Here is a 14687-nt window from a genome sequence, read left to right as displayed (position 1 = left end):
GCAGTACACTGCGTGCCATCAGTATGAAAGGGAATAACAACATGACCACGATGCTTGAAGTGGCGAAGCGGGCAGGCGTTTCGAAAGCGACGGTTTCCCGGGTGCTGTCGGGGAATGGCTATGTCAGCCAGGAGACCAAAGACCGGGTGTTTCAGGCCATCGAAGAGAGCGGCTATCGCCCCAATTTGCTGGCGCGCAACCTGGCGACCAAACGCACCCAGACGCTGGGACTGGTGGTGACCAACACCCTGTATCACGGCGTCTATTTTAGTGAGTTGCTGTTTCACGCCGCCCGCATGACGGAAGAGAAGGGGCGGCAGCTGATCCTGGCGGACGGCAAGCACAGCGCTGATGAAGAGCGCGAAGCCATCCAGTACCTGCTTGATATGCGCTGTGACGCGGTGATCATCTATCCACGTTTTCTGAGCGTGGAGGAGATGGACGAGATCGTCGAGAAATACGAACAGCCGATCATGGTACTGAACCGCCGCTTGCGAAAAAACAGCAGCCACAGCGTCTGGTCAGATCATAAAGCCTCCTGCCAGGAGGCGGTGTCGCAGCTGATTGAGAAAGGGCACCGTGACATTGCGTTTATCACCGGCTCGCTGGATTCGCCCACGGGCGTAGAGCGTCTCTCCGGCTACAAAGACGCGCTGGCGCAGCACCAGATCCCGCTGCGCCCGAGGCTGATCGCACAGGGCAAGTGGAACCCCGCCAGCGGCGCGGCGGCCGTGTCTGAGCTGCTCTCGCGCGGCGAAACCTTTACCGCGCTGGTGGCGAGCAACGACGATATGGCGATTGGCGCCATGAAACAGCTTCACGACAGCGGCGTCGCCACACCTGATGCGGTGTCGGTGGTAGGCTTCGACGATGTGGCGATTGCGCCCTACATCGTGCCCTCGCTCTCCAGCGTGCGTATTCCGGTCACGGAGATGATTAAAGAGACCATCAGCCGCCTGATTTTTATGCTCGACGGCGGCGAGTTTAAATATCAGCAAACCTTCTCGGGTGAGCTTATCCTGCGCGACTCTGTCATCGACGGCCCGCACCGCTGATGTCGACAGCTGTCATCGTCAGAAGTGACGATGACAGCCCTGGCGTCATTTTCTAAATCACTATAAATCAACGAGTTAAAAACTGGCACGGTTTATGAATATCTCCGCGCATGACTGTAATGCTGGAGAAGCAGATGAACCGTTTTATTATGGCTGATGCCAGTAAATGCATTGGCTGCCGTACCTGTGAAGTGGCGTGCGTGGTGTCTCATCAGGCGGAGCAGGATTGCGCTTCGCTTACGCCTGAGACCTTTTTGCCGCGGATCCACGTCATCAAAGGCGTGAATATTTCCACCGCCGCTATCTGCCGTCAGTGCGAAGACGCGCCGTGCGCCAACGTCTGCCCTAACGGTGCAATCAAACGTGAAAAAGGCTTTGTGCATGTGATGCAGGCGCGCTGTATCGGCTGTAAAACCTGCGTGGTCGCCTGCCCGTACGGCGCGATGGAGGTGGTGGTTCGTCCGGTGGTCCGCAACAGCGGCATGGGGCTGAACGTGCGGGCGGAAAAAGCCGAAGCCAACAAATGCGATCTTTGCTATCACCGTGACGCCGGTCCGGCCTGTATGGAGGCCTGCCCGACACACGCGCTGGTTTGCGTGGATCGCGATAAGCTCGAGCAGATGAGCGCCGAAAAGCGCCGTCGCGCAGCGTTCGATACCACCTCATCTCTGCTGTTCTGATCCGTCATGGGCGGTAACGGCGTACAGTTGCGGGTGCGTGGCAAGGTGCAGGGCGTGGGCTTTCGGCCCTTCGTCTGGCAACTGGCTCAGGCGCTGCAGTTGACCGGCGATGTCTGCAACGACGGAGAGGGCGTGCTGGTGCGCCTCGCGGGTAATGGGGGGCATTTCACCGCGAGGCTGCGCCAGGACTGCCCGCCGCTGGCGCGCATCGAGAGTATCGACACGCAGCCGTTCCACTGGTCAACGCTGCCGGAGACATTCACCATTCGCCACAGCGCGGGCGGAGCAATGGACACCCAGATTGTACCGGATGCCGCCACCTGTCCCGCGTGCCTTGCGGAGATGAACGACCCCCACGAGCGCCGCTATCGTTACCCGTTTATTAACTGCACCCACTGCGGCCCGCGTTTTACCATTATCCGCGCCATGCCGTATGACCGCCCGGCCACGGCCATGGCGCCATTCCCGCTCTGCTCGCCGTGCGAAACGGAATACCGCAACCCTGCGGACCGACGTTTTCACGCCCAGCCGGTGGCTTGCCCGGACTGCGGACCCGTGCTTGCGTGGCGGGCGGGCGACGTCACTGCTGCCGGTGAGGCTGCGCTGAGCGCGGCGGTGCAGATGCTGAAAAACGGTGGCATTGTGGCTATCAAAGGGCTGGGCGGATTTCATCTGGCCTGCGACGCGCTTAACCCGCAGGCGGTGGCAATGCTGCGGGCACGTAAGCAGCGTCCGGGGAAACCGCTGGCGGTGATGATCCCGAACGCCGACGGCTTTCCGCAGCCGGTGCAAACACGGCTGCGCTCGCCTGCCGCGCCCATCGTGCTGATCCCTAAAGCCTGGCTACCGACCTTTCCGGACGACATCGCGCCGGGCATGGATAGCCTCGGTGTGATGCTCCCGGCCAATCCGCTGCAGCATTTGCTGATGCAGGAGACGCAACGCCCGCTGGTGATGACCTCCGGCAACCTCTGCGGCAGACCGCCTGCCATCAGTAATCCCCAGGCGCTGGAACAGCTCGCAGAGATCGCTGACGGTTTTCTGCTCCATAACCGCGACATCCTGCAGCGGATGGACGATTCCGTGATGGATCGGGACGGGGCCATGCTGCGTAGGGCGCGTGGATTCGTGCCGGATGCCATCACGTTACCCGCCGGTTTTAGCCCTGTTCCCTCTATTCTGGCGACCGGTGCCGACATGAAGAATACCTTCTGTCTGGTGCGCGGTAACCAGGCGGTGCTGAGCCAGCATTTTGGCGATCTCAGTGACGACGGTGTCGAGGCCCAGTGGCGGTCGGCACTGTCGTTGATGCAGCAGATCTACGCCTTTCAGCCAGAGCGGCTGGTGTGCGATGCCCATCCTGGCTATCACGCCCGGCACTGGGCACAGGAGCAGGCGCTGCCGGTCGATACTGTACTGCATCATCACGCGCATGCCGCGGCCTGCCTTGCCGAAAACGGCTGGCCGCTCGACGGTGGCGACGCCATCGCCCTGACGCTGGACGGGATCGGCATGGGCGAGCACGGCGCGCTGTGGGGCGGGGAGTGTCTGCGGGTGAACTACCTTGAGTGCGAGCATCTGGGCGGCCTGCCCGCCGTGGCGATGCCGGGCGGCGATCTCGCGGCCATGCAGCCCTGGCGAAATCTGCTGGCACACTGCCTGGCGTTTGTTCCTGACTGGCAACGCTACCCGGAAACCCGCGCCGTACGTTCGCAAAACTGGCCGCTTTTAGCGACCGCCGTTCAGCGCGGCCTTAACGCGCCGCTGGCGTCGTCCTGCGGGCGGTTGTTTGATGCGGTGGCCTGTGCTCTGGGTATTGAAACACAACGCTATGAAGGCGAAGCCGCCTGCAGGCTGGAGGCGCTGGCCGCGCAGTGCCCGGGTGTTGAGCACCCGGTGACGCTTCAGGTTGAAAACCTTGCGCTCTTCTGGCGGCAGTGGCTGGCCTGGCAGGCGCAACCCTGTGAGCGCGCGTGGGCCTTTCACGATGCGCTGGCAAAAGGGCTGGCGGCGTTAGCCCGACACCATGCCCGACGCCTGTCGCTCTCTACCGTCTGTTTCAGCGGCGGCGTGTTGCATAACCGCCTGCTGCGGGCGCGTCTGCGGGTACACCTCTCTGATTTCACGCTTCTTTTTCCCCATCATCTGCCTGCGGGTGACGGGGCTATCTCCTTCGGGCAGGCGGTGGTTGCCGCAGCCCGGTCATGTTCAAAAAGGATGTAAAATGTTACGACGCTTACGCAATGAACCTCGCGCCGCGCTCCTGCTGCTGGCGCTGGTAATGGCTAATCTTCTGGCGTGGGGCTGGGCGTGGAACGCCTTTAGCAGCAGTTCTGCGTTAATGGCCGCAAGCCTGCTTGCCTGGTGCTATGGGTTGCGTCACGCGGTGGATGCTGACCACATCGCGGCCATTGATACCGTGACACGCAAGATGATGCAGCAGGGCAAGCGCCCCTCAGGCGTCGGGGCGTGGTTCTCACTGGGGCACTCCACCATTGTGGTGCTGGCCTCCATCGCCATTGCCGCGACGGCGACCGCGTTTCAGAAAAATATGGCCTGGTTTCATGAAACCGGCAGCCTGATTGGCACGGCTGTCTCCGCGACGTTCCTGCTGGCGATGGCGTTAGTTAATATGGTGATTTTACGCGGTGTCTGGCGCAATTTTCAGGCGCTGAAAAACGGGCAGGCGGTGCAGGGAGACATCTCCCTCCCGGCGCAGGGCGGAATAATGAACTGGCTGTTTGGCGCGACTTTCCGCCTGGTCAACAAAAGCTGGCAGATGTATCTGGTCGGTTTTCTGTTCGGGCTTGGTTTTGATACCGCCACTGAAATCGGCGTGCTCGGGATCTCTGCCGCCAGCGCCTCAAACGGTATGTCGGTGTGGTCAATCATGATCTTCCCGGCGCTTTTCGCCAGCGGCATGGCGCTGGTGGATACCCTCGACAACCTGTTGATGGTGGGGGCTTACGGCTGGGCATTCAACAAGCCGCAGCGCAAGCTCTACTACAACATGACCATTACCGGTACCTCTGTGGTGGTGGCGGTGTTTATCGGCGGGCTGGAAGCGCTGGGGCTGCTGATGGAAAAATTTGCCCTCAGCGGCGGCATCTGGGATCGCATTGGTGCCGTCAACGATAACCTCGGCAACGCCGGTTTTGTGGTGGTTGGGTTGTTTGTCGCCTGCTGGCTGATCTCCATGATCAACTATCGCTGGCGCGGCTACGACGCGCTGGTCATACATTCCTGAGCGCTGCGCTAAAACCATTGTGTTTGAGGGGTAAAATCGCCATGATGTCGTTCCGGTAAAGCGAAGCAGGGTGCCGTTTTGCTGGAAAAATGGAATGCATATCTTGCTGTTTATGAAGGTTTTCACTCTTTTATATTCAGTCAAATAATAAGTTAAGGACAGATGGCGATGATTTACCTCTTTTGTATTTATCTTGCTAATAAATTACGTAAAAAAAAGCCCCGGGACATCGGGGCTGCGGATAATAAAATCCCAGGGTTAAGTAAGCGTGGTAAAAGGTTAAGGGTTAAGCGGGCAGCGATTTCAGTAGCGCGAAAGCCTCCTTCATCCGATCTTCGCTAACCACAAAAGCGCGGAGCTGGCCATCGGCGTCAGAGCCGCGCGCGACCATTCCCTGAGCTTCCACAGCGATCTGCCAGTTCAGATCCTGGCGCTGGGTTTCACCTGCCAGATGTAGCGGCAACGCTGGCGTTTTCACCTTCACCAGCATGGCCGGTAATTTCAGCGGCGCGCTGTTGCCGAGCAGGTTTTTTGCCAGATACATGGCGCTAAGCTGGATCGGCTGCAGGAAAGGCAGTACCTGGCCGTTGATTTCCGCGCAGTCCCCCAGGGCGTAAATGTCGGGCTGCGTGGTTTGCAAGTAGCTATTCACCTTCACGCCACGGCCTGTTTCAGCGCCTGCGCGGTGCGCCAGCGCCGTTTCCGGGCGCAACCCCGTCGCGGCAACCACCACATCGACTTCCAGGCTGCGATGGCGGTCAAGCGTCGCGCGAATGCCGCCTTCGGTTTCGCTCAGATGTTGCAGTTGCGATTTCAACAGCAGATGCACGCCCATGTCGGTCAGACGGTGCTGTAAGCGACTGCTTACTTCTGCAGGCATCAAGGCCGACAGAATGCTTGCCGCGTGGTCGACCAGGGTGACGGCTTTACCCGCCCGACAAAAATCCATTGCCAGCTCGGTGCCAATCAAACCGCCGCCAACAATCATTACCCGTTTTGCATCACGAAGCTTCGTTTCGCTGGCTCGATACTCCTGCTGGCTGTTGAGCGTCATCATCAGCTCGCGGCCGGTAACCGGCGGCACGAACGCAGAGGCCCCCGTCGCCAGCACCAGCTTGTCGTACTGCCAGGTTTTATCTTTCGCTTTTACCACGTGGGCATCGGCGTCAATATCGGTGACCCAGGTGTACGGAAACAGACGCAGGTTGAACTGCTCCGCGAACTCCCCCGCCGTCTGGCGGGTGAGATCGTCGGCGCGCTGGTTCAGGCTAATCACATGGCTTAAATCGGGCTTGTTGTACTCGTCCATGCTGTCGGCCGCGATCATCGTCAGCGGCACGTTAGCGTCCTGTTTGCGGATATTTTTCACCAGCTGGCGGGCGGCAAAGCCCGAGCCGATGATGACGATACCGTTGCTCATTTTGCCTCCGTTGCCAGTTCGTCAAAGACGTCTTTTCCGAGGGAACATTCCGGGCAGAGGAAGTTGTCCGGCACCTCACTCCACGGCGTACCTGGAGCCACGTCCTGCAACGGCTCGCCCAGTTCCGGGTCGTAGATCCACTGGCAGACGCTGCACTGCATGCGTGGACCGAGATCGGCGCTGGCTGCCCCGGCACAGGTTTGCGGCTGTTCGGCGGGGAGTGCTGCGGCCTCAGGAAGCGGTGCAAGCGCCCACTGACGAGCAATATCGCGGCCGTGCTGACGACAGACTTCCAGCGCGTCAAGATCCGGGCGCCATTTGGCCTTCAGGCTCATGGACATCTCAAAACCGGCATCCTGCAGGCGGGTGGAGAGACGATCTACCGCGCCGCCGCTCCAGCCGTGGGAGCCAAAGGCGCTGGCACGTTTGTTACGGAAGCGCAGGCCGGTCATCTCTTCCACCAGGCCAGCAATTTTCGGCATCATCACGTTGTTCATGGTGGAGGTGCCCACCAGCACGCCCTTAGAGCGGAAGACGTTGGTGAGGATCTCGTTTTTATCGCTGCGCGCCACGTTGAAGATTTTCACCGCCACGTTCGGGTCCACCTCGTTGATGCCCTGGGCGATGGCGTCTGCCATCATGCGGGTGTTGTTGGACATGGTGTCGTAGAAAATCGTGATGCGGTCTTCCTGATAATCCGCCGCCCATTTCAGGTACAGCTCAACGATCTGGGTGGGGTTTTCACGCCACACCACGCCGTGGGAGGTGGCAATCATATCCACCGGCAGGTTGAAGCCGAGGATCTCGGTGATTTTGGGCGTCACCAGACGGCTGAACGGGGTCAGGATGTTGGCGTAGTAGCGCTGGCACTGTTCAAACAGCTCGGTCTGATCCACTTCATCGTTAAACAGGCGTTCGTCGCAGTAGTGCTGACCAAAGGCGTCATTGCTGAACAGCACCGCATCGCCGGTCAGGTAGGTCATCATGCTGTCCGGCCAGTGCAGCATCGGGGTTTCTACGAAGATCAGCTGTTTACCGTTACCGATATCCAGCGTGTCGCCGGTTTTCACGGTGTGGAAGTTCCACTCCGGATGGTGATGGTGACCGTTGATGGAGTCGATGGCGTTGGTGGTGCAGTAGATCGGGGTATCCGGAATGTGGGACAACAACTCGGTCAACGCCCCGGCGTGATCCTCTTCCGCGTGGTTGATGATGATGTAGTCGATGTCGTTCAGATCGATTTCACTGCGCAGGTTCTGCACGAACTCGCGGCTGAATTTATGATCGACGGTATCGATCAGTACGTTTTTACCTTCACGAATGAGATAGCTGTTATAGCTGCTGCCGCGCAGCGTTTTATATTCCGTTCCGTGAAAATCACGCACTTCCCAGTCACGTTGACCAACCCAATGAATGTTATTTTTAACCAGAATAGACATAGCAACCTCAAATAATACGGCGTGTTGAATAAGTTGTTTTGTCTATATCAACTTGCGTGCCAACTTTTATTTTGTTGATTTTTATGGGTTAAATTTTTTATGCCCCCGAATGGGTAGTCATTATGACTATCGTTAAAGATGTCAATATGACACTATGTATTGTCAAAATGACAGCGAGGCAGACATGAGCTTTTCCGTAGACGTGCTGGCGAAAATCGCCATTGAACTGCAAACCGGCATCGGGCATCAGGATCGTTTTCAGCGGCTGATCTCCACGCTGCGCCACGTGCTGGAATGCGACGCTTCGGCGCTGCTGCGCTACGAGGGACGGCAGTTTATTCCGCTGGCCATCGACGGGCTGGCGCAGGACGTGCTCGGGCGACGCTTTACGCTGGAAGGCCACCCGCGGCTGGAGACCATCGCCCGGGCGGGTGACGTGGTGCGTTTTCCGGCAGACAGCGATCTGCCCGACCCGTACGACGGCCTTATACCCGGGCAGGAGAGCCTGAAGGTGCACGCCTGTATCGGCCTGCCGCTGTTTGCCGGACAAAACCTGATTGGGGCGCTGACCCTCGACGGCATGTCGCCGGACCAGTTCGATACCTTCAGCGACGAGGAGCTGCGCCTGATTGCGGCCCTGGCGGCCGGGGCGCTGAACAATGCTCTGCTGATTGAACAGCTGGAGAGCCAGAATATTCTTCCCGGCAGCCCGGCGGCGTTTGAACAGGTCGCGCATACGGAGATGATTGGCCTCTCGCCAGGCATGGTACAACTCAAAAAAGAGATTGAGATCGTCGCGGCATCCGATTTGAACGTGCTGATCTTCGGTGAGACCGGCACCGGTAAAGAGCTGGTGGCGAAATCCATTCACGAAGCTTCACCGCGTGCGGCGAACCCGCTGGTCTACCTTAACTGCGCCGCACTGCCGGAAAGCGTGGCGGAAAGCGAGCTGTTTGGTCACGTCAAAGGGGCATTTACCGGGGCCATCAGCAACCGCAGCGGCAAGTTTGAAATGGCCGATAACGGCACGCTGTTCCTCGATGAAATAGGCGAGCTTTCGCTGTCGCTGCAGGCCAAGCTGCTGCGCGTATTACAGTACGGTGATATTCAGCGCGTGGGAGACGACCGCAGCTTACGGGTCAACGTGCGCGTGCTGGCGGCAACCAACCGCGACCTGCGCGAAGCGGTGCTGAACGGCAATTTCCGCGCCGATCTGTTCCATCGTCTGAGTGTTTTTCCGCTTACTGTGCCGCCGCTGCGCGAGCGTGGGGACGATGTGGTGCTGCTGGCGGGGTTTTTCTGCGAACAGTGTCGGCTCAAAATGGGCTTGTCGCGCGTGGTATTAAGCCCGGGGGCGCGAGGCCATCTGCTGACCTACGGCTGGCCGGGTAACGTACGCGAGCTGGAGCACGCCATCCATCGCGCGGTGGTGCTGGCGCGGGCGACGCGCTCGGGGGATGACATCGTGATTCATGCGCGCCATTTTGCCCTGCATGATGAAAATATACCGTCCGTGAAGCCCGCTGCGCCTGAAAGCGTGAACGAGAATCTGCGTGAAGCGACGGAAGAATTTCAGCGTCAGATGATTACCCGCGCGCTGGAACAGAACAACCGGAGTTGGGCGGCGTGCGCGCGGGCGCTGGAAATGGACGTCGCCAACCTGCACCGGCTGGCGAAGCGTCTGGGACTGAAGGGTTAAATAATGCCTGCCTGGTAGAAATCCTGCAGGTTGATGGCGCCGCACAGGCGGCCAGCGTCATCCACCACCGGCGCGGCGGTGATTTTACGTTTCATCAGCACCTCTTTGGCTTCAATGGCGCGGCTGTTGGCATTCAGCGTTAACCCGCCAGAGGTCATCGCTTCTGAGACGCGAGCCTCCAGCTTGCCGCCGCCCACCAGCCAGCGGCGCAGGTCGCCGTCGGTAAAGACGCCTTTCACCTGCCGCGTATCGTCGCAGACGGCGACCAGCCCCAGCCCGGTGCGGCTCAGCTCCAGCATCGCGTCCATCACGCTGGTGTCGAGTTTGACCTGCGGGATGGCATCGCCAGAGCGCATCAGGTGATGAACATTATTCAGCAGCCGTGCGCCGAGCGCCCCGGCAGGGTGTGAACGGGCGAAATCTTCTTCATTGAAACCGCGCGCCTGCATCACCGCCATTGCCAGCGCGTCGCCCATCATCAGGGTGTTGACGGTACTGGAGGTGGGGGCGAGGTGCATCGGGCAGGCTTCGCGCTCCACGGCAATATCCAGCACCGCTTTGGCCGCCAGCGCCAGCGGCGAACGGGATTTACCGGTCATGGCCAGCAGGGCGATCGATTTTTCCTGCAGGCGCGGGATGATGAGGTCCAGCTCTTTGGCCGAGCCGGAGTAGGAGATAAACAGCATCACGTCGCGGCTTTCAATCATCCCCAGATCGCCGTGCAGGGCTTCTGCCGGGTGCACGAAGAACGCCGGTGTCCCGGTGCTCGCCAGCGTTGCGGCAATTTTTTTGCCGATGTGGCCGGACTTGCCGATCCCGGAGACAATCACTTTGCCTTCACACTGGATGATGGTGTTGGCGGCGCGGACAAAATCGTCGCCCAGCCGTTCCGGCAGGCGGCTGGCCTCCTGTAGCTCCAGCATCAGGGTCTGACGGCCTGCGTTTAACAGAAAATCACTCATCTTTTTCTCCCGTTACGATCACATCGATGCCTTTCTCTTCCAGCGCTTTTTTGAACGCCGGATCGATCCCTGCGTCGGTAATCAGCGTATCGACGCTTTCAAGGCTGCAGACAATGTTGGGGCTTTTACGGCCAAACTTCGAGGAGTCCGCCATCAAAATGACTTCCCGGGCGGCGTTACACATGGCTTTACTGACGCTGAACACCTCGTTGAACGTGGTGACACCGGCGTTCAGGTCGATGCCGTCGGTGCCCATAAACAGTTTGTCAAAGCTGAAGTGCTCGAAGGCGTTTTCCGCCAGTTGGCCGTGAAAGGACGCCGATTTCTTACGGAAGGTACCGCCGGGCATCAGAATGGTTTGTTCGCTGTCGAACTCTGCCAGGGCGTTGACGATGTGCAGACTGTTGGTCATCACCGTGATGTTGTTAAAGCGGTTGAGCAGCGGGATCATCTGCAGGACGGTACTGCCCGCATCAAGAATAATGGAGTCACCGTCATGGATAAATTTCACGGCGGCTTCGGCAATCAGCGCTTTCTGGTGAGTGTTGATCAGCGTTTTGTGATCGATAGGTGGGTCGGCTTCATCTTTGTTGAGCATCACCCCACCGTAGGTTCGAATGACCGCGCCTGCGTTTTCGAGCAATACCAGGTCCTTGCGTATCGTTGTGCCGGTGGTGTCAAAGTAGTGGGCCAGCTCTTCTACCGAGCATTTTCCCTGCTTTTGCAGATGCTCAAGAATGGCCGCCTGCCGCTGACGAGGTTTCATAGGCGCTTCGTTCCTTACGTTGCGAAATGATAATTTCGCAAGCTTATCGCGTTCACAACGAAATTATCCATGTTTCAATTTAAGCGCTAATGATAGTGCATTCTGACAGAGTGGATCGTGGGGGAAGATCACATCAGGCTGTAATTCCTGCAACGATATGCCGTTAATTGCCTGAATTTTCACCGGGCGGGCAAACACCGTCATCCCGCGCATGATGAGGGAGTCGCATACCCGATTCTGTTCATCCAGCGCAATTGCAACCACAACGCGCGGTTTAAAGCGCCCCCCGGAGCGCCCGACGCCCACGCGACCCTTCTGGCACAGGGCGTCAAACGCGCGGTTAAACTGATGGATCTGCCAGCCGCCGAATGCCATCTGGCAGATCCAGGCGAGGGCGGCGACGGTGATGAGTGCGGTTACCATATCGGCTCCTTGTTATATTCCCTCTCCCGGTGGGAGAGGGGGAGGGTGAGGGCATCAGACTGCTCGATCAGAACATCACCTGCCCACCGGTGACGTTAATCGACTGGCCGGTGCAGTACGAGGCTTTCGGGCTTGCGTAAAACAGCAGCATGTTCAGCACGTCCTGATAGTCGCACCCGCGCTTCAGCGGCACTTTGTCGATGTAATACTGCTCCACTTCGTCTTCTTTGATGCCAAGCTTGGTGGCGTATTGAGGTAGCAGCGACTGGAACATTGGCGACTTCAGCAGGTTGCCCAGCATCAGCGAGTGAACGGTAATCCCGTATTCGGCCAGATCCAGCGCCAGAGACTGGGTCAGCCCTACGCCGCCAAATTTCGCCGCGCTGTAGCCGGAGTTATGCTTGCTGCCCACTTTGCCCGATTTGGAGTTGATCTGAATGATGCGCCCCTGAATGCCGTCGCGGATCATCAGACGGGAAAATTCGCGGGCGCAGAGGAAGTAACCCACCAGATTCACCTGCAGCGAGCGGTCAAAGTCCCCCAGTTCGAAATCGCTGATAAACGCCGCTTTCGCGATCCCTGCGCTGTAGACCAGCAGGTCGGTACGGCCAAAAATCTCGTCTACCCCGCGAGCCAGCGCCATGACGCTCTGCTCGCTGGTGGCATCGGCACCAAACCCGTACGCCATCCCCTCACCAAACTCGGTGTTGATGGTATCCGCCACGCGGGCGGCTTTCTCACTCTGAATATCCACTACCGCCACGCGGTAACCTTCTGCGGCAAGCCCACGGCAGAGAAACTCTCCTAAGGTTTGTCCTCCACCAATGACAACGGCAACCTGACTCATAACGCTCTCCTTAATTACGCAACAAATTTTAATGTGCAGCCTGGGGTAACAGCCTGCGGAACCGGCCCCTCCACGTGAACCGTGCCGGGATACTCTGCCTGCGGCTGGCCATCGAACCGCAGGGTGATGTGGCCCAGCTCGCGCAGGTTTTGCTCGGCCACGTCGCCCACGGCGGTGACGGCATAGCGGGTGTCACCCAGCTCCAGCTGGCTTCCTGCCTTTAACGCTCCGTGCAGCTCGCCGTGGCAGTGGATAAAACAAAACTCTTCGATATCTGCCGGTGCACCTTCGCGGAAAGTGATCAGCATCTGGTCGCTGAGCGCATCGGCCGCGCTCTGGCCGATGCGGGTGATGGTGGTCTGATAAATCACGGTCATCGCAGGAACCTCTTATTGATAAATAAAGCCGGAAACGAACCAGGCAATCAGCACCGTCGGTGCGCCCGTCAGGAAACGACTGACCAGCACAGACGGCACGCCCACGCGTACGGTGTCCTGGCGCGCTTCGGCCAGAGACAGGCCAACGGGAATGAAGTCGCAGGCCGCCTGAGCGTTAATGGCAAACAGCGCAGGCAGAGCCAGGTGCGGAGGAATGTTGCCCAGACCAATCTGCACGCCAATCAGGACGCCGATGACCTGAGCAATCACCGCCCCCGGCCCGAGGAACGGCGACAGCAGCGGGAAGGAGCAGATCAGCGCCAGCGTCACCAGACCGAGCGGGTGGCTGGCAAGCGGGGCGAGGCCGTGGGCGATCCAGTCTCCCAGACCGGAGGCCATGATGATGCCGATTAACGCGGAGACGAAGGCCATAAACGGCAGAATGGTTTTTAGCACCGTGTCGATGGTGTCGCGCCCGGACTGGAACAGTACCGCCACGGCGGATCCCATTCCCATGCCGACCTTCGCCAGCAGGCCGTCGCTCTGCTCGGTGATCTTCTTACTGGTGTCGTAATCACGCGGTGCGGCTTTTTGCGGCGCGGAAGTGCCATTCACCAGCGTGATGTTGTCCTCCTTCACGCCTGAGACATAAATGTCTTCGAGGATGTACTGCGCCAGCGGGCCTGATTTTCCGGTGGAGTGAATATTCACCGTCGGAATGCGACGCTTCGGATAGAGGCCGCAGCGCAGGGTGCCACCGCAGTCGATAACCGCCACGCCGATTTCCGCCTCCGGTGGTTCGCCTTCTTTGAAACCGTCGACCGCTTCCCAGCCGGTCAGCTCGCGTAGTTTGTCGACAATCGCCGGGCGTGTGCCTGCGGTGATATAGACGATTTTTTTGCCTTCGGTGGCGTCGAACTCCAGCGGGCCGCCCCAGCCACCCGTACCTTTCTCAATGCGGATCCGGCTCATGCTGTGGCTCCTGACAAATGAACGCGTTGCTCAAGCTGGATGCCCATTTTTTTCTCAAAAATGGTGGTGGTGAGATCGGTCACCCAGCCACGGAAGAAGTTGGTGACCAGGCCGGCCAGCAGATAGCTCACCGCCAGTGGGCCGAGCGGCAGGCCAAGCGTGGTCAGGCCGCTGGCAATGCCGAGATAAACAAACAGTTCCCCCGGGTTGATATGCGGGAACAGGCCGTTCATGGAGTGACAGCTATATGAGGCGGCGGCGTAATAACTCGGCTTGTATTTTTCTGGCATAAAGCGGCCGAGGCTTAAGGTCATGGGGTTGCAGAAAACGAAGGTTCCAATGCAGGGCAACAGCAGGTAACGGGATAACGGGTTCCCGGCACAGCGTTGGGCGAAGCGTTCAATGCGTTGCTGGCCGATAAAATTAATCAGCGCGTTCATGATCACCAGCAGGCTGATCAGCAGGGGCAGGATCCCGGTCACCATGCCGGTGAAGACTTCTCCGCCTTTCTGAAACAGCCCGATGAACCACTCGGCGCCGTGGGTGATGGTTTCTATCATTCTTCTCTCCTGTGAGGCTTTTCTTGTTTTGTATTTCCGGGACTAATAATAATCACTTTGAAAGGTTTTAAAGTGTTAATCAGATCTCACAATGAAAGAAAAATGGATTATTTTGAAAGTTAATGGGCGGGGGTGACGCATTTTGGTTGAAAAAAGCGCAGATTTGCGTTGAGGAGCGTAAAGATTTGGTGGGTAAGGCGCGTACCGCTTCCTTGAGGTGTTGCGGATGCTTTACCATAC

Annotated in this window: 14 protein-coding genes; 5 read left to right on the top strand and 9 right to left on the bottom strand. The window is 58.7% G+C overall.

What is annotated here, in order from left to right; translation table 11 throughout:
• The first annotated feature begins 41 nt into the window (after positions 1-41).
• From ACQG2G_RS16980 to ACQG2G_RS16965, 4 genes are all read left to right on the top strand, one after another.
• On the top strand, positions 42-1055 hold the full coding sequence (locus ACQG2G_RS16980) for a LacI family DNA-binding transcriptional regulator (RefSeq protein WP_094084807.1): 1014 nt from the start codon (positions 42-44) through the stop codon (positions 1053-1055).
• Between the two features lie 134 nt (positions 1056-1189).
• A complete protein-coding gene (gene hydN / locus ACQG2G_RS16975) occupies positions 1190-1735 on the top strand; it encodes an electron transport protein HydN (RefSeq protein ID WP_014833044.1) in 546 nt (181 codons plus the stop codon).
• Positions 1736-1741: 6 nt separating this feature from the next.
• Positions 1742-3958, top strand: a complete 2217-nt coding sequence (gene hypF / locus ACQG2G_RS16970; protein ID WP_094084765.1) for a carbamoyltransferase HypF — start codon at positions 1742-1744, stop codon at positions 3956-3958.
• A gap of 1 nt (position 3959) precedes the next feature.
• Complete coding sequence (locus ACQG2G_RS16965) at positions 3960-4982, top strand: HoxN/HupN/NixA family nickel/cobalt transporter (protein ID WP_038984766.1); 1023 nt, start codon at positions 3960-3962, stop codon at positions 4980-4982.
• 286 nt (positions 4983-5268) lie between these two features.
• Here the strand turns inward: ACQG2G_RS16965 and norW are convergent, their stop codons facing one another.
• Positions 5269-6402: an NADH:flavorubredoxin reductase NorW gene (norW, locus tag ACQG2G_RS16960; RefSeq protein ID WP_038984768.1), complete on the bottom strand. Its 1134-nt coding sequence runs from the start codon at positions 6400-6402 to the stop codon at positions 5269-5271.
• Positions 6399-7841: an anaerobic nitric oxide reductase flavorubredoxin gene (gene norV, locus ACQG2G_RS16955; RefSeq protein WP_236275343.1), complete on the bottom strand. Its 1443-nt coding sequence runs from the start codon at positions 7839-7841 to the stop codon at positions 6399-6401. The genes norW and norV overlap by 4 nt, the downstream gene beginning before the upstream one ends.
• Positions 7842-8025: 184 nt before the next feature.
• Between norV and norR the strand changes: the two genes are divergently transcribed.
• The gene (gene norR, locus ACQG2G_RS16950; RefSeq protein ID WP_058650466.1) at positions 8026-9540 is read left to right on the top strand and encodes a nitric oxide reductase transcriptional regulator NorR; all 1515 of its coding nucleotides are present in this window, start codon (positions 8026-8028) and stop codon (positions 9538-9540) included.
• On the opposite strand, the gene gutQ is transcribed toward norR, so the two are convergent.
• From gutQ to srlA, 7 genes are all read right to left on the bottom strand, one after another.
• Positions 9537-10502, bottom strand: coding sequence for an arabinose-5-phosphate isomerase GutQ (gene gutQ / locus ACQG2G_RS16945; RefSeq protein ID WP_013098450.1), 966 nt, complete (start codon positions 10500-10502; stop codon positions 9537-9539). The two genes, norR and gutQ, sit on opposite strands and share 4 nt — an antisense overlap.
• Positions 10495-11268 carry a glucitol operon DNA-binding transcriptional repressor SrlR gene (gene srlR, locus ACQG2G_RS16940; protein WP_013098449.1) on the bottom strand — a complete coding sequence of 258 codons (774 nt, stop codon included), beginning with the start codon at positions 11266-11268 and terminating at the stop codon, positions 10495-10497. The genes gutQ and srlR overlap by 8 nt, the downstream gene beginning before the upstream one ends.
• 63 nt (positions 11269-11331) lie before the next feature.
• A complete protein-coding gene (gutM, locus tag ACQG2G_RS16935; protein WP_013098448.1) occupies positions 11332-11691 on the bottom strand; it encodes a transcriptional regulator GutM in 360 nt (119 codons plus the stop codon).
• Between the two features lie 67 nt (positions 11692-11758).
• On the bottom strand, positions 11759-12538 hold the full coding sequence (gene srlD / locus ACQG2G_RS16930) for a sorbitol-6-phosphate dehydrogenase (RefSeq protein WP_013098447.1): 780 nt from the start codon (positions 12536-12538) through the stop codon (positions 11759-11761).
• A gap of 14 nt (positions 12539-12552) precedes the next feature.
• Positions 12553-12915 carry a PTS glucitol/sorbitol transporter subunit IIA gene (gene srlB / locus ACQG2G_RS16925; RefSeq protein WP_013098446.1) on the bottom strand — a complete coding sequence of 121 codons (363 nt, stop codon included), beginning with the start codon at positions 12913-12915 and terminating at the stop codon, positions 12553-12555.
• 12 nt (positions 12916-12927) lie between these two features.
• Positions 12928-13887, bottom strand: a complete 960-nt coding sequence (gene srlE, locus ACQG2G_RS16920) for a PTS glucitol/sorbitol transporter subunit IIB (protein WP_020689263.1) — start codon at positions 13885-13887, stop codon at positions 12928-12930.
• Positions 13884-14447: a PTS glucitol/sorbitol transporter subunit IIC gene (gene srlA / locus ACQG2G_RS16915; RefSeq protein ID WP_061772049.1), complete on the bottom strand. Its 564-nt coding sequence runs from the start codon at positions 14445-14447 to the stop codon at positions 13884-13886. The genes srlE and srlA overlap by 4 nt, the downstream gene beginning before the upstream one ends.
• Positions 14448-14687 lie beyond the last annotated feature (240 nt).

The organism is Enterobacter cloacae complex sp. 382A5, assembly GCF_050031095.1.
GTDB lineage: Bacteria > Pseudomonadota > Gammaproteobacteria > Enterobacterales > Enterobacteriaceae > Enterobacter > Enterobacter cloacae.
This window is presented reverse-complemented; position numbering and strand designations above follow the sequence as displayed.